The sequence below is a fragment of the Pseudomonas knackmussii B13 genome (assembly GCF_000689415.1).
GTDB lineage: Bacteria > Pseudomonadota > Gammaproteobacteria > Pseudomonadales > Pseudomonadaceae > Pseudomonas > Pseudomonas knackmussii.
This window is the reverse complement of sequence record NZ_HG322950.1, coordinates 2,527,912-2,545,049: the sequence shown is the minus strand read 5'-3', so window position 1 is coordinate 2,545,049 and position 17,138 is coordinate 2,527,912. Positions and strand designations below refer to the sequence as shown.

The 17,138-nt window shown below is 63.7% G+C and carries 20 protein-coding genes; 10 read left to right on the top strand and 10 right to left on the bottom strand.

Features of this window, described 5'->3' with window-relative positions; translation table 11 throughout:
- Positions 1 to 145 precede the first annotated feature (145 nt).
- Entirely contained in the window at positions 146 to 484 is a 339-nt protein-coding gene (locus PKB_RS12015; RefSeq protein WP_043252006.1) for a hypothetical protein, read from the top strand.
- A 7-nt stretch (positions 485 to 491) separates the two neighbouring features.
- Here the strand turns inward: PKB_RS12015 and feaR are convergent, their stop codons facing one another.
- From feaR to PKB_RS12000, 3 genes are all read right to left on the bottom strand, one after another.
- The gene (feaR, locus tag PKB_RS12010) at positions 492 to 1,439 is read right to left on the bottom strand and encodes a transcriptional regulator FeaR (RefSeq protein ID WP_043252004.1); all 948 of its coding nucleotides are present in this window, start codon (positions 1,437 to 1,439) and stop codon (positions 492 to 494) included.
- A gap of 153 nt (positions 1,440 to 1,592) precedes the next feature.
- The gene (locus PKB_RS12005) at positions 1,593 to 2,171 is read right to left on the bottom strand and encodes a DUF3156 family protein (RefSeq protein ID WP_052355251.1); all 579 of its coding nucleotides are present in this window, start codon (positions 2,169 to 2,171) and stop codon (positions 1,593 to 1,595) included.
- Entirely contained in the window at positions 2,152 to 3,651 is a 1,500-nt protein-coding gene (locus PKB_RS12000; RefSeq protein ID WP_043252001.1) for an APC family permease, read from the bottom strand. The genes PKB_RS12005 and PKB_RS12000 overlap by 20 nt, the downstream gene beginning before the upstream one ends.
- Positions 3,652 to 3,969: 318 nt before the next feature.
- Between PKB_RS12000 and PKB_RS11995 the strand changes: the two genes are divergently transcribed.
- Together PKB_RS11995 and PKB_RS11990 are read left to right on the top strand one after the other, a co-directional pair.
- Positions 3,970 to 5,469, top strand: a complete 1,500-nt coding sequence (locus tag PKB_RS11995) for an aldehyde dehydrogenase family protein (RefSeq protein ID WP_043252000.1) — start codon at positions 3,970 to 3,972, stop codon at positions 5,467 to 5,469.
- A 158-nt stretch (positions 5,470 to 5,627) separates the two neighbouring features.
- Positions 5,628 to 6,194 (top strand): hypothetical protein, encoded by a 567-nt coding sequence (locus tag PKB_RS11990; protein WP_043251997.1) that lies wholly within the window; start codon positions 5,628 to 5,630, stop codon positions 6,192 to 6,194.
- Positions 6,195 to 6,200: 6 nt separating this feature from the next.
- On the opposite strand, the gene PKB_RS28745 is transcribed toward PKB_RS11990, so the two are convergent.
- Positions 6,201 to 6,644, bottom strand: coding sequence for a LytTR family DNA-binding domain-containing protein (locus PKB_RS28745; RefSeq protein WP_052355250.1), 444 nt, complete (start codon positions 6,642 to 6,644; stop codon positions 6,201 to 6,203).
- Positions 6,645 to 6,867: 223 nt separating this feature from the next.
- Here PKB_RS28745 and PKB_RS11980 point away from each other — a divergent pair, with 223 nt between their 5' ends.
- Positions 6,868 to 7,077 (top strand): hypothetical protein, encoded by a 210-nt coding sequence (locus tag PKB_RS11980; RefSeq protein ID WP_043251996.1) that lies wholly within the window; start codon positions 6,868 to 6,870, stop codon positions 7,075 to 7,077.
- A 9-nt stretch (positions 7,078 to 7,086) separates the two neighbouring features.
- Positions 7,087 to 7,323, top strand: coding sequence for a hypothetical protein (locus PKB_RS11975; protein WP_156958027.1), 237 nt, complete (start codon positions 7,087 to 7,089; stop codon positions 7,321 to 7,323).
- A gap of 258 nt (positions 7,324 to 7,581) precedes the next feature.
- Here the strand turns inward: PKB_RS11975 and PKB_RS11970 are convergent, their stop codons facing one another.
- Positions 7,582 to 8,868, bottom strand: coding sequence for a putative porin (locus tag PKB_RS11970; protein WP_043251993.1), 1,287 nt, complete (start codon positions 8,866 to 8,868; stop codon positions 7,582 to 7,584).
- A gap of 587 nt (positions 8,869 to 9,455) precedes the next feature.
- Here PKB_RS11970 and PKB_RS11965 point away from each other — a divergent pair.
- The 3 genes from PKB_RS11965 to PKB_RS11955 all read left to right on the top strand — a co-directional run bounded on the left by PKB_RS11965 (position 9,456) and on the right by PKB_RS11955 (position 11,356).
- The gene (locus PKB_RS11965) at positions 9,456 to 10,193 is read left to right on the top strand and encodes a hypothetical protein (protein WP_242411223.1); all 738 of its coding nucleotides are present in this window, start codon (positions 9,456 to 9,458) and stop codon (positions 10,191 to 10,193) included.
- A gap of 151 nt (positions 10,194 to 10,344) precedes the next feature.
- The gene (locus tag PKB_RS11960) at positions 10,345 to 10,683 is read left to right on the top strand and encodes a hypothetical protein (RefSeq protein ID WP_043251989.1); all 339 of its coding nucleotides are present in this window, start codon (positions 10,345 to 10,347) and stop codon (positions 10,681 to 10,683) included.
- A gap of 187 nt (positions 10,684 to 10,870) precedes the next feature.
- A complete protein-coding gene (locus tag PKB_RS11955; protein WP_043251987.1) occupies positions 10,871 to 11,356 on the top strand; it encodes a hypothetical protein in 486 nt (161 codons plus the stop codon).
- A gap of 98 nt (positions 11,357 to 11,454) precedes the next feature.
- Here the strand turns inward: PKB_RS11955 and PKB_RS11950 are convergent, their stop codons facing one another.
- From PKB_RS11950 to PKB_RS11940, 3 genes are all read right to left on the bottom strand, one after another.
- Positions 11,455 to 11,889, bottom strand: a complete 435-nt coding sequence (locus PKB_RS11950; protein ID WP_043251986.1) for a hypothetical protein — start codon at positions 11,887 to 11,889, stop codon at positions 11,455 to 11,457.
- 27 nt (positions 11,890 to 11,916) lie between these two features.
- A complete protein-coding gene (locus tag PKB_RS11945; RefSeq protein ID WP_043257222.1) occupies positions 11,917 to 12,684 on the bottom strand; it encodes a COG4705 family protein in 768 nt (255 codons plus the stop codon).
- A 412-nt stretch (positions 12,685 to 13,096) separates the two neighbouring features.
- Positions 13,097 to 13,846 (bottom strand): SDR family oxidoreductase, encoded by a 750-nt coding sequence (locus PKB_RS11940; protein ID WP_043251984.1) that lies wholly within the window; start codon positions 13,844 to 13,846, stop codon positions 13,097 to 13,099.
- A 180-nt stretch (positions 13,847 to 14,026) separates the two neighbouring features.
- Here PKB_RS11940 and PKB_RS11935 point away from each other — a divergent pair, with 180 nt between their 5' ends.
- On the top strand, positions 14,027 to 14,950 hold the full coding sequence (locus PKB_RS11935) for a LysR family transcriptional regulator (RefSeq protein WP_043251983.1): 924 nt from the start codon (positions 14,027 to 14,029) through the stop codon (positions 14,948 to 14,950).
- 61 nt (positions 14,951 to 15,011) lie between these two features.
- Positions 15,012 to 15,359: a VOC family protein gene (locus tag PKB_RS11930; RefSeq protein WP_043251981.1), complete on the top strand. Its 348-nt coding sequence runs from the start codon at positions 15,012 to 15,014 to the stop codon at positions 15,357 to 15,359.
- A gap of 3 nt (positions 15,360 to 15,362) precedes the next feature.
- Here PKB_RS11930 and PKB_RS11925 read toward each other — a convergent pair whose 3' ends face one another.
- Positions 15,363 to 15,854, bottom strand: coding sequence for a GNAT family N-acetyltransferase (locus PKB_RS11925; RefSeq protein WP_043251979.1), 492 nt, complete (start codon positions 15,852 to 15,854; stop codon positions 15,363 to 15,365).
- Between the two features lie 311 nt (positions 15,855 to 16,165).
- Complete coding sequence (locus tag PKB_RS11920; RefSeq protein WP_043251977.1) at positions 16,166 to 17,122, bottom strand: GlxA family transcriptional regulator; 957 nt, start codon at positions 17,120 to 17,122, stop codon at positions 16,166 to 16,168.
- Between the last annotated feature and the right edge of the window lie 16 nt (positions 17,123 to 17,138).

The window sequence follows — 17,138 nt, the reverse complement described above, 5'->3', positions numbered from 1 at the left end:
CGCCGGCGCGGCGCCCGACCGTCCGCCGCAAAAGCGATGACGGTCACGCCGCCAGGCGGGACAATCGAAGCTGGAGCCGATCCTCGGTCTGACTCTTTTGAAGGCTGGGCAACACCTTGCCCGCCATCATGCAGGAGGCCATGCCATGAGCACCCTGACCATCGAGGGCTGGTGGAAGCCCAGCCCGGACGCCATGTCCACTCCCATCGAAGACATCCACTTCTACATCAACGGCGCCGACCACCGTCGGTTGGAAGAAGCAGAAGAAAAGCTGCAGCGGACCCACGAAAAGGAATGCTGGGTAGACGTCGACATGAGCACCCTGGAGCTAGAGGTGCCGGAAGGCTACGGCCCACTCACCGACTGCAAGTTCCGCGTCTACCTGGACTTCGAGGAACGCGGCCACTTCCACCTGGTCGGGCACCGCGCCAGCGACGACAGCCTGATCTATACCAACGCCGTGCTCGTCGACCAGTTGCACTGAGGCGGCTTCAGGCCGCGCCTTGCAGGGCGCCGGCGCGGAAATCCTTGGGCGAACGCTCGAAGTGCTTCTTGAAGGCGCGGCTGAAGTGCGCCGAATCGGTGAAGCCCCATTTGTAGGCGATGGTGGTGATCGACTCGCCCCTGAGGAAGGGGTTCGCCAGGTCGTCGGCGCTGCGTTGCAGGCGCGCGCGCTGGATGTAGCGGCAGACGCTGTCGCCCTGCTCTTCGAACAGCCGGTACAGGTGGCGCACCGAAATGTTCAGGCGCTGCGCCAGGCCCACCGGCGTGAGATTCGGCTGGGTGAGGGATTCGTCGATGACCTTCTGCACATAGCTGCGCAGATTGGAGCCTTGCAGCGCGACGCCGCCCGAAGGTTCCGGCGTGCCGGCGGACAGCGCCGGGCCGAGCAGACTGATGAAGGCGTTCACCAGCGCCTCGCTCTCGGCGCCGGGCTGGGTCGATTCCGGCTCGCGGCAGAGCTGGTCGACCAGCAGGTGCAGCATGCGCCCGCTGGCGCACGAGGCCGACACCTTGCCGAACTTGTTGCGCCCCGGCAGCACCTTCTCCACCGCTGCGCGCGGCAAGTGCAGGGAGGCGTGCTCGATGAGGCCGAAGGGCGTGATCTCGCAGCTGCCCACCGAATCCATCAGCAGCAGCTCGCCGGGCGAGAGCTGGATGTTCATGCCGTTCTGGCTGATCTGCGAGAAGCCGCTGCGCTGGCTGATGAGGAAGCAATGGCGGTCGTCGTCCTGGTCCGCATTGAGGCGTTTACGGGCGATCAGCCCGGCATTGGTGCGCAGGTGCGCCATGGTCAGGCCGGAGTGCGATTGCGCATGGATCTCGCCGATGAACAGCGAGCGGCTGAAGGCCAACTCGGTCTCGAACTGACCGCAGATCGAGCGCAGCGCCGCGCTCCAGCCTTCCAGTCCGATCCGTGCCGATGGTTGGGCTTGCATACGCACCTCCGTGGGGTGACCTTGTTTTTGTTGCAAAACAGTTAACATGTTATCTATTTGCTCGCAACGAATTTCTGACAGCCCTTTCCTACGCAAATCGGATGCCAGTCGCGCTCGATAACCTGTAAATGAAAAGAGAGCGGCGAACCGCTCTCAGAAGTCGCCCAGCACGCGGCGCAAGTGGAACAGCGCGCGCAGCAGGTAGTCCCGCTGCTCGCGGCTCAGGCGCAGGTAGCGGCGGAAGTTCGGCAGGCGGTTGACCACCTCGCTGGCGGCCATGTGCTCGAGGCGGATGGTCCAGCGACCGTCGGCGCGCTGCAGCTGCAGGCGCTTGAAGTCCAGCGGCAGCAGCGCCCGTTGCAGGTGCTCATCCTGCGCCAGGCGCTCGGCGAGGCGCTCACCCAGGGTGGAGTCGCCCTCGCGCACCTTGCAGGCGATGCCCTGGCGACGCAGGGCGCCGGTGTGGCGCAGCTCCAGGGTCGCGTCCTCGACGCCCACTGCAGGCCCGTCGACGACGAACTCGGTGAGCACCAGGTGCATCAGGAACTGCGACTCGGGCTTCTCGTGCAGCTCGAAGACCAGCCCGCCGTCCACCGTGGCGAAGCGCCCTGCCCCGGGCGCCAGCGCTTCGAATTGCAGGCCGCCGAGGTTGCGCCGCGCCTGCTCCAGGGTCACCCCCGGGCGGTAGCCCGAGGGTGCCTTGTTCCACCAGTCAGACAGCCTTGGAAGCATGGCCGTAGAACTCGCTGGAATGGATGCCCGGCTCGTTGCGGAATTCCTTCTCCAGCACCTCTTCCACCGGCACCGGACGGAACGGGTTGACCTTCTGCACCAGCAGGGTCCAGCCCAGCGCGTAGATGGCGGTCAGGCCCAGCATCACCGCGAACGGCACGTAGATGTCGGCGGGGTTCATGCCCGGCGGGGTGATGTACCACATGCCGATCAGGATGCCGACGCTGGAGACGATTTGCGGCAGCGGGAACCACGGCGAGCGATAGGCGCGCGGCAGGTCCGGACGGCGTATGCGCAGGCTGACCACCGAGATTGTCACCAGCAGGTAGGCCACGCCCCAGGCGCAGACCGCGGCCAGCACCAGGTTCATGATGTGGTCGGTGTTGCCGCGCAGCCAGAGCGCATGGGCGCACGGAATCAGCACCGCCACCAGGATGCACAGCACCGGGCTCTTGAAGCGCGGATGCAGGTAGGTGAAGAACTTCGGCAGCGCGCCGTCCACCGCCATGCCGTACATGATCCGCGGCACGCCGGCCATCAGGGTGTTGATGGTGGCGGCGCCGGCGAACAGGAAGCCCAGGCCCAGCCAAAGCGGACCGACGTGCCCCATCACCTGCTCGGCGAATTTCGGGATGGCCATGGGGGTGTCGAGCAAGTGCACGCCGGCGGCGGCATCGAGCAGCACGTTCTCCACCTGGCGTTTCATCGCCGCGCCATAGATGAACATGCACGCCGCAACGCCGACCAGGCCGAGCGCCATGGCGCGCGGCATCACCTTCGCCGAGTTGCGCAGGTCCGGCGCCAGCGGGGTGACGAACTCGCAGCCGACGAACATGAACATAGCCATGCCCACCAGCGACAGCACGGTCTGCAGGTCGGTGCCCACGGTGGAGGCGCCGAACCAGCCGTCCAGCTGCACGGCGGGCGCCTGGATCAGGCCCAGCACACCGAACACCATCAGCGTGGTCCACATGCCGAAGGTCAGCACCACCTCGGCCTTGCCGAAGGCGTTCACGCCGAACACGTTGAGGATGCCGAACACCACCACGAAGCCCACGCCCAGCAGCCAGGAGCCGCCGGCCGACTCGGCCAGGGTGTTCAGGTGTTCGAAGTTCACCAGCGCCATGACCCCGGAAAGGATGGTCTCGGCGGTGCCGGCGAAGACGTGGACGATCAGGTAGGCGGCGATGGTCCCGGTGATGGCGAAGAAGCGCCCCATCCCGCAGGAGATGTAGTCGTACACCGAGCCGGTGGTGGGCAGCACCGAGGCGGCCTCGGCGAAGGTGGTGGACTGCGCCAGCATCATCAGCAGGGCGATCAGCATCGCCGCGGCGAAGGCGCTGCCGCCGATGCCGAAGCCCATGGTCGCGGTGAGGATGACGGGGCTGGCCATGATCAGCCCGATGGCGCTGGCCAGCGCGGTGGGAAAACCGACCGTGCCGCGTTGCAGGTGCTCGCTGAGCTTGTGGTTGATCGACATCTTGGTGGGCCTCTAAGCAGATGTTTTCGATTCTTGTGGGCTTAGGCATCAAGGGGCGGAGCCCCGCTACGACGGCGCGGCCGATTGTTGTGGAAGCGGGCCGCGATCCACCAGCACCGGCGCAGGACGCGGCCCGGTGAATCTTGCCGAACACTCTGCGCCTGTGCACCGCCAGGTTCTTGCCCACGGCTGCCGACGAATTTGTTGCTGGCTGCCAGGGCCGGCAGCCCGGGTCATGAAAGGCTGGCAGACACAGACAAGCCGCCCATACGGCGGCCTGGATAGCCTGAACGCCTACATCGTTTCGGGAGCCACCCCATGACCAGCCAACTGATCCAGCCCCTTTCCAGCGTCGCAGCCTTCCTCGCCCGCCGCCACGCCTCCTTCGTCGACGGCGAGCAACGCCCGCAGGGCGACGAAGCCGTGCGCGTGCTGCGCAACCCGGCCGACGACAGCGCCCTGGCGGAAACCTGCCAGGCCGACCTCGCGCAGGTCGAGGCCATTGTCCAGTCGGCGCACCGCGCCTTCCGCTCCGGCGCCTGGAGCCGCCTGGCGCCGGCCGAGCGCGAACGCACCCTGCTGCGCTTCGCCGACCTGGTGGAACAGCACGGCGAGGAACTGGCCCAGCTGGAAAGCCTCAACCAGGGCAAGTCGATCCACATCGCCCGCGCCATCGAGGTCGGCGCCACCGTCAACTACATGCGCTACATGGCCGGCTGGGCGACCAAGATCGAAGGCCAGACCCTCGACGTCTCCATCCCCATGCCCGCCGGCGCGCGCTTCAACGCCTACACCCGCCGCGAGCCGGTGGGCGTGGTGGCCGGCATAGTGCCGTGGAACTTCCCGATGATGATCGCGCTGTGGAAGGTGATGCCGGCGCTGGCCTGCGGCTGCACCATCGTCATCAAGCCCGCTGACGAAACCCCGCTGACCGTGCTGCGCCTGGCAGAACTGGCAATCCAGGCGGGCATCCCCGCCGGCGTGTTCAACGTGCTGCTGGGCCGCGGCTCGGTGGCCGGCGCGGCACTGGTGGCGCACCCGCTGGTGAGCAAGGTGTCCTTCACCGGCTCCACCGAAGTCGGCAAGCAGGTCGGCGGCACGGCGCTGCAGAACATGACCCGCTTCACCCTCGAACTGGGCGGCAAGAACCCCATGCTGGTGCTGCCCGACGCCGATCTCGACAAGGCCGTGGCCGGCGCCATCGGCGGCGGCCTGCTGAACCAGGGCCAGGTGTGCGCGGCAGCCTCGCGCTTCTTCGTCCACGCGAGCTGCTACGACGCCTTCGTCGAACGCCTTGGCGCCCAGGTCGCGGAACTGAAGATAGGCGCGGGCATGGACCCGCAGGCGCAGATCAACCCGCTGGTCTCGCGCCGCCAGCAGGAGAGCGTGCTGCAGCACCTGCAGGTGGCCCGCGACCAGGGCGCGCGCATCGTCTGCGGCGGCAACCGCCCGGAGCTGCCCGGCTACTTCGTCGAGCCGACCGTGCTCGCCGGCGTTAACGCCGGCATGGCCTGCGCCCGCGAGGAAATCTTCGGCCCGGTGCTCTCGGTGCTGAAATACGAAGACCTCGACGTCGCCGTGGCGCAGATCAACGACAACCCCTACGGCCTGGCCGCGAGCATCTGGAGCAACGACCTGGGCAAGGTGATGGACCTGATCCCGCGCATCGAGGCCGGCACCGTCTGGGTCAACAACCACGTCCCGCTCGACCCCAACCTGCCCTTCGGCGGCTTCAAGCAATCGGGCATCGGCCGCGAATTCGGCCGCGCGGCCATCGAGGGCTTCACCGAAAGCAAATCGGTGTGCATCACCTATTGAGGGCGACCGGCAGGGCAACCATGGGGCTGCCCTGCCAGCGACTAGACTGCCCATGGGCAACCGAGCCGAATACGGATCCGATGCAAGTCGCGAAGGCCTGGGTTCCGTTGCATTTCGCTTCTTCGAGTGGCCGCAAATTCACAGAAGGAGAAAGGCCAATGCTTGGAACCACACCCCTTGAAGCGAGGGACCAGCTCCCCCTTCTGGACGAAGTGCTGGATTTCCATGCGGCCCAACTGGGGCGTGACTTCACTGCCTACCGCAACCACGCCTATCGCGTCGCCAACCTGTGCTTGGCGATGGTCACGGGCTCTGACGAAGACGAACGACTGACGCGCACGATCAGCCTGGCAGCCGCTTTCCACGACCTGGGCATCTGGACCGACGACACCTTCGACTACCTCGCGCCATCCCGGCGGCTGGCGCGGGACTGGATCGTGACGAAGGGATGTCCGGTGGACACGGCGGAAATCGAGTCGATGATCGAGCAACACCACAAGATCACCCCGTTCAGGGGCGAAGGCGGCCGATTGGTCGAGGCGTTCAGGCGCGCCGACTGGGCGGACGTGTCATTGGGGATACTGTCTTCGGGGCTGGCGCGAGACTTTCTGCGCAAGCTCCACGCTGCCTTTCCTACCGCGGGTTTCCACCTGCGCCTGCTGCAACTGACCGGCAAACGCACCCTCAAGCACCCGCTGAGCCCGCTGCCGATGATGCGGTTCTGACGGTTGCTACCACTCCCCTCCGCTGAAGCACAGTAGCGGCTCGTCGCCGTTGCTGGCCTCGATCGGGAGCGCTTGCTCCGAGATGGGCGATCCCACTTGCCGAATGTGCAGGGGGCTGATCGGCGCGCCCTCGAGCAGGGATCGCACGTGCGCGCAACGCGGTCGGGCCACCGGTATGCGCTCCTCGCAGCCCTTGAGCGAAACGCTGGCCAGGTAGCCGTCCCAACGCAGGCCGGTCAGCTGGGTCCTGCGCACCAGGTGGCTGCGATGGATGCGGATGAAATCCGCCGCGAACTCTTCTTCCAGGGCCTTCAGGGTTCCTTCGAAGCACACACTTTTCGTCGGGGTGTGGGCAACGATGTACTTGTCTTCAGCGGCAAAACGAATGACATCACGGGTTTCGACAATAAGCATGCAATTGCCGATCTTGCTGCAGATCTTCTGTCGCATGGCACATACCACCTTATTTTTTTCAACTGACTGCCTGGTCATGCGTGCAAGCAATGTAGTGGCGTGCGCCGACGGCGTCATCCGGCAACCTGGCACGAACGTCTGTTATTGGTCGGCTTCTCTCTGCAATTCGTCCGGTGGCGACGCTGGCCTAAATGTTGACTGCATTCATCGGCTAATTCTCTTTGCAAGTGTCCAAATCGGGGGCTGAGCAGTGAGCGCAATGACTGAGCAGTTTCGCCGCGCGATTCGCACCACGGCGTTCAACAACGCCGCGGCGACCGAATTGCTGCGCAAGGTCTCCAGGTCCGTGGCCCAGGACTGGCTGGCCAGCGAGCTCGAAGCAGCTGCCGTGCAGCTGGAGATCGATGCCGACTCCCTCGACGTGTTCGCCGCGGAAATTCAGGAAGGAAGAATTACCCGCTATCCGTGAAACGCGCCCATGAACTCCAAGCGTGCCGAAGTAGGAGGATCAGCGATGGAGGACGCCTGCGACAAACAGCGCCTGATGGCGGAATCGGTTGCCGCGCATCAGCGCCTGCTGGAATTTCTTCACCGCGTCACGATTCCGATCACGCCCGCACAACGCGTCGAATTCGAGCGACTGATCGGCGAAGCGGCCAGTGCCCACAGGACCCTGACCAATGCATTTGGGCGATCGGTGGAAATAACCTACTGATCGACTGGCCGGCTGGCGTCCTGCCGAAAGTTGCGCCCTGAGTTCTCAACGCCAGAATAAAACAGGCCGCCAAAGCGCATGGGGTCGCTGTGACGGCCAAGGGGAAAAACGGATGATGAAGTTACCAGCAGCGCTCCGCCGACTCTCTCCACAAACTTTGAAAGTCAGGCAAAGAGAGTCCTTGTCGATTTCAGCTGGATACTGAAACCGTACGTTTGATATCAGGCGTTGGCGGAGCGGTATTACAGAAGGAAGCGATTAGAACTTGGCTTCCAGATCCAGTTGCAGCGTATCGATATTGGCATCCTTGCGCGTGCCGCTGGCGGCGTCGGATTCGGCCATGTAATAAGTGGCGCCCAGGGCGAAGTTCTTGTCGATGTCGTAACCCACCTTGAACTTGTGACCGCGCGAGGCGGTATAGCCGTTGGCGAAGTCCGAATCGGTGAAGGCCCCGACTACCGCATTACGCTGAACGTCGCGGTAGTTGTAGTCGAAGCTGAAATCACCCACTTTCGACTTGGCGCCGGTCAGCCAGGCAGTGTCCTGGTTGCTATTGGTCGCCTCGTTGACCACGTACTGGCCGTACAGCGACAGCGGGATCGGCAGGTTGGCGAAGTCCAGCTGGCCGAAGCCTTCGTAGAGGCGGAAGTCCTTGGTGGTGTTGCCGTTGGCGGAGAGCTGGCACGGCGTGGTGGTCGAGGTGCCGCAAGCACTGTTGTCGCCGTTGTCGTAGGCGTAGACGCTCGCCCCCAGGGTCGCCTTTACGCCGTCGATGGGCGCGAAGCGCGTGCCGAGCTGGCCGCTGTACAGGCGCAGGTCATGCTGGAAGGCGTAGCCGTCGCCATCGACGTTGTCCTTCAGGTTGAAGTAGCCGGCGCTGCCGAACAGTTCGGCGCTACCGCCCAGCGGGTACTTGTAGGTGGCGGCGAAGCCTTCGGGGTTGATGTCGCCGTCCCAGATGATGTCGCCTTCGCTGACCCAGGGCTGGTTCATCTTGCCGCCGATCAGGTGCAGGTTCTTGATCGCGGTGGGGTGGAAGTCGATGTACGCCTGGTCCAGCCACAGCTGCTTCTTGTCGAAGTAGTTGTCCATGCTCTGGTTGGTCGAGCGGGCGTCGTCGCCGCTGCCGGTAGCGATGCGGATGCCGGTGTCGACCTGCGGGTTGATCTGGCTGTAGAAGCCGACCCGGGCGCGGATGCGCTGGCGGTTCTGGTCGCCCTTGGTGCCGCTGTTCTGTGCATGCACGGTTTCCTGGCGAACACGCACGTCGCCCTTCACCTGGGTCTTCGCGGCCCAGGCCAGGCTCTGCTCGAAGGCGCTCATCTGGTCGCTCTTGGCCTTGGCGGCCTTGGCTTGCTCGGCAGCAACCTGGTTCTCCCGCTCCAGTTCGCCCTTGAGCTCGGAGTACTGAGCGGCGCTGATCGAGCCGTTGCTCTTGAGCATCTCCAGCAACTTGGCATCGACTCCTGCATGTGCCGGAGCGCTCAGGACGAGCAGCGCCCCCGTACAAATCCCCATACCGCTCAGTGCAGAAATACTACGCATCAAGACTCTCCTGATCATCAAGAAAGGCGGCACTTTCCGCCCAAGAAGTTTGGTTCTCGCAAAGCTCCGACTCATGCGAAGTCCTTGTCCCCAAACTGCGGCGGAATATTGTTTTTCGAATATTTCAGAACGATGTCAAAGCAACTAGAAAAGTTTCCGCACCAGGAAAACCCAATAGCCATACACCTGCGCAGCCCTTGAAATACGGGGATTCACAAACTATTGGGTAATAGTGTTTTACCGATTCAAATATATTTTGCGGAGAGAGAAATAATTAGAATTGCACGAGTGAAGAACCAACTTACGTGCCGAATCAAATAACTTCTATTTACTATGCTTGCATGACTTCATGAGAATTCGGCAACCCTTCGAATAGCCAATCCCGGATTCACGCCCATGCGCAGGCCGCTGCCTTGGTGCCAGAGGTGAACCACCGCAGAAAACGGCGCCGGTTTTTGCTCCGTTGCGAACAACGTCGATCCTGGCAAGGGCCATAATCCCTCCAAGCCCAAATGCCCAATCCAAGGCTGGATGGGTCAACAAGGAGACGCTGCGTGAATCGGACGCCAACGATCATCGCCAGGTGCATGTCCGTGACTGCACTCCTGTCCTTTACCGCAAGTGCCCAATCGCCCACGGACTTCCTGCAGGGGCGGGTCTACGAACTGCGCCGGAACGCCGCGCCACCGCAGTGCTACGAATGGCCGCAAGGGCTGCCCGATGGAATCTGGGGCGACGCCGGGAGCTATGACCGGCAAACCTCGAAGCTGAGCGACGACGGCACCGTCCTGGTCGCCTCGGCGACCTACAAACCCACCGGCGAAACGCTTGCCTACCGCTTCTACAAAAGCCGAACAGCCTGCGAAAACGCCCTCGCCAAACAGTCGCCGGCCACGCCGACCCGAAAGCTGCTTGCCCCATCGACACAGGCCCCCGGCCCTGTGGCAGGGCCGAGTTACGTGGAGAAGCTGCAGCGCGATTTCGGCCCACGGCTGCATTTCAGTTCACCGCAGGCCGAGGCGACCGTGAGGAAGATCAACATCGACTGCAAATCCAGCGATGGCCGCAAGCTTCCGCTCTACAACGCCCTCCTCGCCCGCCTCCATGAAGGGAGCGAACCTGAAGCCTGGATGGAATCCCGCGTGGTCAACGCGGGCAACAACCTGCGCGTCTACGACAGCGTGCACTTGAAGAGCGGCAAGGTACTCGACCCGCAATTGGTACTGGAGATCGACCAATGGGGCGGCGTGAATGCGCACAGCGTCCGGCGCGACGCCCTCGAAAACGCCTGCGTTGGCGCTTACGGCCCGATCTGGAAGTTCTAGGTTCTGCGCGCAAACCGCTGTTGCCTGTATCGGCACGGCGGAAGCGGCGCGGGCGGCCCGGCAGAAAAATCGAATCTTGGACGCCGGCCTCGGTCAGAAAACTCTGAAGGCCGGGCAAAACCCTGTCCGCCATCGAACGGGAGGCCACGCCATGAGCACCCTGACCATCGAAGGCTGGTGCAAGACCAGCCCCGACGCGCGCTCGACGCCCATCGAGGACATCCACTTCTACCTCAGCGGCACCGACCACCGGCGCCTGGAGCAAGCCGAGGAAGAGCTGCAACGCACCCATGAAAAGGAACGCTGGGTGGACGTCGACATGAGCACCCTCGAACTGCAGATGCCCGAAGGCTACGGGCCCTTGACCGACTGCCAGCTGCGCGTCTACCTGGGCCGCGACGAGCGCGGCCAGTTCCACCTGGTCGGCCACCGCGCCAGCGACGGCAGCCTGATCTACAGCAACGCCGTACTCATCGACCAGCTGATCTGAGCAACTGCGGCACTTGTAGGGTGCAGGCCCCGGGCGGGGTCATGCGCCCTACGCCCCTGGGCGTCGAAATCGCTTCACGCGCCGGGCGCAAGTATCCGCCCCGATACCAAGTCGATAACAAATCACCCTCAACGTTTTCGCCCGATGGCCGCCACTTCAGGGGTCGACCATCAGCCGGAATCGCCCCATGTCCAGCATCAACTCCCTGAGCAACATCAACATCAGCTACCCCACTTCCTCGGCCTCTTCCTCTACCGCCACCACCTCGACCAATGACGATGGCAGCACCACGTCCGATGCTACGAGCACGGCCCAGGCCAATGCGAGCAGCTCGACGCAGAGCGCGGGTGGCGCTGGGGGAGCAGGCGCAGCCGGAGCGAGCAGCGGCAGCTCCAGCAGTTCCTCCGACAGCACGCTGGAAAAACTGAAACAGGCCATCGAGCAGGCGCAGAAAGAACTGCAGGAAGCCGAGCAGGAACTGGCGAAAGTCGACAAGGGCAGCGGCAATGAAACCGCTGAGGAGAAGCAGACTCGACAGGTCGCGGAGCAAGCCGCGCAAGCGCGCGTTTCGACCGCATCCGCGGCAGTGGCAGCGGCCTACTCCGCCTATGCAGAAGCGCTGACGGAATCCGGCAGCAGCACCAGCGGTACTTCGGTGAGCACCACGGCCTGAGCGATCCCGAGCGAGCGGCTGGCATGCGATGACGCAATGCTCGCCCCGCTCGCGGATCAAGCACTCAGCACCGCTCGTTCAGGGAGCTTTTGTGTAGCTCAGGCCTTGCCCTGAAGGCTGTCGAAAGCCTGCAGCAGGTCCGACATGGCGGCTTTGCAGTTGGCCTGTTGCGGGCTGCTGTCACGCAACGCATCCAGCGCGCGGTCGATGGCCTTGTCGAGCACATGCCAGTCGCTCGCAGCGCGCGGCTTGAGGCCGGCTTCCGCCTCGTCCCACGCCGACTCCAGGTCCTTGATTCGGTGCTTCGCGTTCTCCAGTTCGTTCTTGTCCACCAGCGCGGCAACGTCGCTGGCAATGACGCGGAACTCGGACAGATCGCCCAATTTGGAAGCGGCGTGCTGGGCCGCACCGCTCTGCAGATCGGTGCCGGGCTTCGGCGGCTCCGCCGGTTTCGAGCAGGCCGCCGCCAGGCTGAGCAATGCAATGGCCGAGGCGAGCGACGCTTTACAGATCACTTTCTTGAAAACATTCATGTTCATTTCCAACCAAAGCCAGAAGAGTTATTGAGAAAGCTGTTTTCTGCTGTTGGCGGCGAACTGCGCGGCAGCCACCAGAACAACGATTACGCAGAGGAAGATCACGCTGGTCCAAGTCGCCCCGATACCCAGTCCGCCGTACTTGTGCGCTTGAGTCAGCAGGTCGCCCAGCGAGGCGCCCAGCGGGCGGGTCAGGATGTAAACGACCCAGAAAGCGGGCACGGCGTTGAGGCCGTAGCGCCAGGCGACACCGGCCAAGGCGATTAGAGCGGCGAAGATCATGGCACCGAGCGTGAAGCCCAGGCCCAGCGCCTCGGTCGCGAGATCGCCGGCGGCGGTGCCCAATGCGAAGGTGCAGAGCACCGTCGTCCAGTAGAAGAGCTCGCGACGGGGCGTGATGATTTCCCTGATGGAGAGGTTCTTCTCCACCGCGTACCAGACCGCGAAGTTGACTACCAGGAGCCCGGAGAAGACTGCGGTACTTGTGTAGAGGCTGACATCCAGCACATCGGTGAGGATGTCGGTCAGTTGCGTTCCGACGATGCTGACCAGCACTACCGACAGCCAATAGATCCACGGCGTGTAGGTGCGGCCGCGAACCTGGACGACCAATGCAACGGCCAGCAGTGCAGCCATGACCGCACTCGTTATTCCAAGGCCAAGCCCGGCGTCGACGGCAAGAAAGTCCGCGAAAGTTTCGCCCACCGTGGTGGACATGATCTTGATGACCCAGAAGGCCAGAGTCACTTCAGGCACTTTGTTGAGCCAGTCGTGAGTGGTCATTTTCGTCATGTCGTATTTTCCCTTGTGCAAGGCATTGCGTGGGCGGAGGAAGTCCTTGGACATACACCGCTTCCAGCCCCGGACGATTGTCTCGATGCGTGCAAAACGAAGCTTCGCTGCAGCTGCGGCCAAGTTCGGATGGCGCAAGCCTATCGAGATGCGAATGAATGACTTATGAACGCGCCGCCAAGGAATGCCGGCGCTCAGTTCCGCGCCCCTGGCATTGCACCGATGGGGTGGGATTGCTTCGCTGAGGTAGCGCCGGGGCGCGCACTGAAGTTGATGGGCCGGTGCCGTTCGGGCTTCAGGCCGCAACCGGACAAGGCAAAAAGGGCGGATTCATGCCCCTGCCTTGAACCCGCCCGAGAGCCGGCTCGAAAGCAGTCGCATGAATCCGCCCTTCCGGGTTTCTGGCGGGCGCTTACACCTGCGCCATCCCGCCATCGACGAACAGCTCGATGCCGTTGACGAAGCTCGATGCCTCGGACGCGAGGAAGACCACGGCCTTGCCGATCTCCTCCGGCTCGCCGAGGCGACCCAGCGGCACTTGCGCGGCCAGCGCGTCGAACAGCCCCTGGCGCGCTTCATCAGGCACCAGCCCGCCGAGGCCCGGGGTACGGACGGGGCCGGGGCTGACCACGTTCACGCGGATGCCGCGGTCCTTCAGGTCCAGCGCCCAGGAGCGGGCGAAGTTGCGCACGGCCGCCTTGCTCGCGCTGTAGACGCTGAAGCCGGCGGTGCCCTGCACTGAAGTGGTGGACGCGGTGAGGATGACCGAGGCGCCATCGGTCAGCAGCGGAAGCGCCTTCTGCACGGTGAAGAGCACGCCGCGCACGTTGGTGCCGAAGATGCGGTCGAAGTGCTCCTCGGTGATCGCGCCCAGGGGCAGCATGTCGCCGCCGCCGGCGTTGGCGAAGAGGATGTCGAGCTTGCCGGCGCTTGCGGCGATCCGGGCGTAGACCGCGTCCAGGTCGGCGAGCACCGAGGCATCGGCGCGGATGCCGGTGGCGGCCGGGCCGATGGCCTCTACCGCTGCATCGAGTTCCGCCTGGCGGCGGCCGGTGATGAACACCCGCGCGCCCTGGGCGGCGAGTTCCTGGGCGGCGGCCAGGCCGATGCCCGTGCTGCCGCCGGTGACGAGTGCGATCTTGCCAGTGAGTTGCTTGTTCATGATGAGCTCCAGAAAGCTGAATGAGAGAGGTCTGCCGCGACTGCCGAGATCGCTATTCGTCGTGGCTCGTCGTCAGGCATGGCGCTACTCTAGGGCCCGTCGATTAACCGAAAAAGCGCATACAATGGAATGACTATCCATGTGCATGGATAATCAAGAACCCGTTTGGAGCCCTTCTCGATGGATCAGCTGATGGCGATGCGCGCCTTCGCCCGCGTCGTGGAAGCCGGCAGCTTCACCCGCGCCGCCGACTCGCTCGACATGCCCAACGCCACCCTGAGCAAGCTGGTGCGGGAGCTGGAGGCGCACCTGGAGGTACGTCTGCTGCAGCGCACGACGCGGCGGGTCACGGTGACGCCGGAAGGCCAGGACTACTACGCGAAGGCCACGCGCATCCTGCGCGACCTGGAGGACATCGACTCGTCCTTCAACCTGGCGCGCGGCAAGCCCCGTGGCCATCTGCGAATCGACATCGGCGGCTCGACCGCACGCGACGTACTCATTCCCCTGCTGCCGGATTTCCTGGCGCGCTACCCCGACATCCGCATCGACCTGGGTGTGTCGGACCGCGCGGTGGACCTGATCAGCGACAGCGTCGACTGCGCGATCCGCGGCGGGCCGCTGGACAACTCGTCGCTGGTCGCGCGAAACATCGGCCACGCCGAGATGATCACCTGCGCGAGCCCCGGCTACCTGCGCCAATGCGGCGTACCGGCCTACCCGGAAGAGCTGAAGAACGGCCACCGGCTGGTGACCTACCTGTCCCCCCGCAACGGCCGGGCCTTCCCCTTCCGCTTCGAGCACGATGGCGAGAAAAGCGAAATCAAGCTGGAGCACCGCGTAGGCGTCAACGAAAGCAACGCCCACCTGGCCGCCTGTGTCGCCGGGCTCGGCATCATCCAGACGTTTCGCTATGCGGCAGCGCAAGCGCTGCGCGAAGGCGCGCTGGTGGAGATCCTGCAGAAGTGGCAACCCGCGCCCTACCCCTTCCACGTCGTGTACCCGCAGAACCGCCACGTCACGCACCGCTTGCGGGTCTTCATCGACTGGCTGGTGGAGCGCTTCCCCGAGCGGCTGGCGGGCGGCGAAATACGCCAGGACTAGCACTCGCCCGGGCTATGCTCCCGCACGAAGATCGTCCAACCATTCCATTTCGGGAGCTCGTATGCCGCTAGTCGCCCTGCTTCGCTGCAATGACCTGGACCTCACCCGCGAACACTACCGGGACGCGCTAGGCTTCGAGGTGAGCGAAACCGCCGAAGGGACCCTCAGCGTCCGCCTCGAAGACTGCCGTGTCGTCTTCACCGCACAAGACCTGTGGGCCGCTCCGGCTGCCTGCTCGGGCACCTTCTACTTCCACATCACCGACGTCGAAGGCTACTTCGCGAAGGTGCAGGACAAAGCCCGGATCGCCTGGCCGCTGCAGGACATGCCCTACGGCTCCCGCGAGTTCGGGGTGCGCGACTGCAACGGCTATCACCTGGCCTTCGCGCAGAGCGCAGCCGCGAGCTGACGCCTACAGCGCCATGACCATTTCGTGCCAGGCCATGCCGCCATGGTCGGAGGCGGACGGGCGCACGTACTGGTAGCCGTACCGGCGATACAGCTCGACGTGGCGCTCCTTGCACATCAGGTGGATGGTCTGTTTGTGCAGGGCGCGCATGCGCTCGATGAAGGTACGCATCATCAACGAGGCATAGCCCTTGCCCTGCTGGGCCGGGTCGATCACCACCGACATGATGACCACGTTCGGCGCCTCGGCATCGTGGCCGACCAGTTCCTTGAAAGCCTCGTCGGACATGACGACTTCGTATGCGCAACCGCAGTTGATGAAGCCGATCACCTCGCCGTCCAGCTCCATGATCAGAAAGCCCTGCGGATACTGCGCGATGCGCGTGGCGATTTTCTCGCGGGTGGCCGCCTCGTCGCCTTCATAGGCCGAGATTTCGATCGCGTAGCAGCGGTCGGTGTCTGCTGGCGTAGCGATGCGGAAGGTGGGTGCGCTCATGGTTTCTGTTCCTGACAGCTGGGGTATTACGAAGGGAAATCGGGAAGGGATGATAGCGAAGGTCGCGGGCGCCTTTCATAGTCACCAGCTCCGATCACCCGTTCACCCTGCCGCGTCGGGCAGCAATGCAACTGAGCAGCGCCGCGCCGGAGCTTCAACGCTCCGCTGGATGCGGGAGCAGATGCTGTTGGCGCTGGGTATCGACGAGGCTATTTCCAACGCGGGGTTACTGCGGGGCCCTGCGGACCTTGGGTCGACTGCGGCCTGTTGCAGCGGGCAGAAAACGGCCAGAAGCGCACGATGAAGTCACATCACCCCGAGGAAAAACGCTTTCGATAATCACTTGGGCCCACCCCAAGACGGCGCATAAAAGCCCTTCTGAACCCATCCGTATTGGCATAGCCGACTGTATCGGCCAAGCGTTTGAGTGATACGTCAGAGTCTTCGATCAGCCGCCTGGCCGCATCGATGCGCGCCAGTTCGACAAATTCGGCCGGGGTCGAGCCGGCTTCGGCCTTGAAGGTTCTGGCGAAGTTGCGCTCGCTCATACCGGCGCGCGCGGCCAGGCTGGGAACGCTCAAGTCGGCCTTCAGGTGCGTTACCACATAATCCTGCACGTCTCTGATAACGCTACGTTCGGCGGTTTGCGCTGCCAGTTGCGCGCTGAACTGCGATTGCCCGCCAGGTCGTTTGAAGAACATCACCATTTCACGGGCAACGCTGAGCGCCAATTCTCGGCCGTAATCTTCTTCGACCAATGCCAAAGCCAAGTCCATGCCCGCGGTAACGCCGGCCGAAGTGTAGATGTTGCCATCCTTGATAAAGATGCTATCCGGATCGACCTGTGCTTGCGGATGCTCCTTCGCGAGTTTCGCGCTGGAATTCCAATGGGTGGTAACGCGGCGCCCGTCGAGAAGACCAGTAGCGGCCAGCAGAAATGCTCCGCTACAGACTGAGCCGATACGACGTACGGATTTAGCTTGCCGACGCAGCCAATCTTGCAGTGCAGGGTCCCGCGCAATTTCATCGATGTGTGGGCTGCCCGCCACGAGCAAGGTGTCGATCTTGCCTTTATAGGTTTCGAACGTTTCGTCGATGGCCAGCTTCAATCCGTTCGAGCCTTTGATCATCCCCTTGACGGTACCAATGACTTCAACCCGATAGGCGCGCGGATTGCCCAGTTGCTTGGCCGCTTCGGCGAAGACGTCGGCCGGCCCGATTACGTCCAGCAACTGCACACGGGGGAATGCCAGGAGGGTTATGCGCATGATGTCTGTCCCCGTC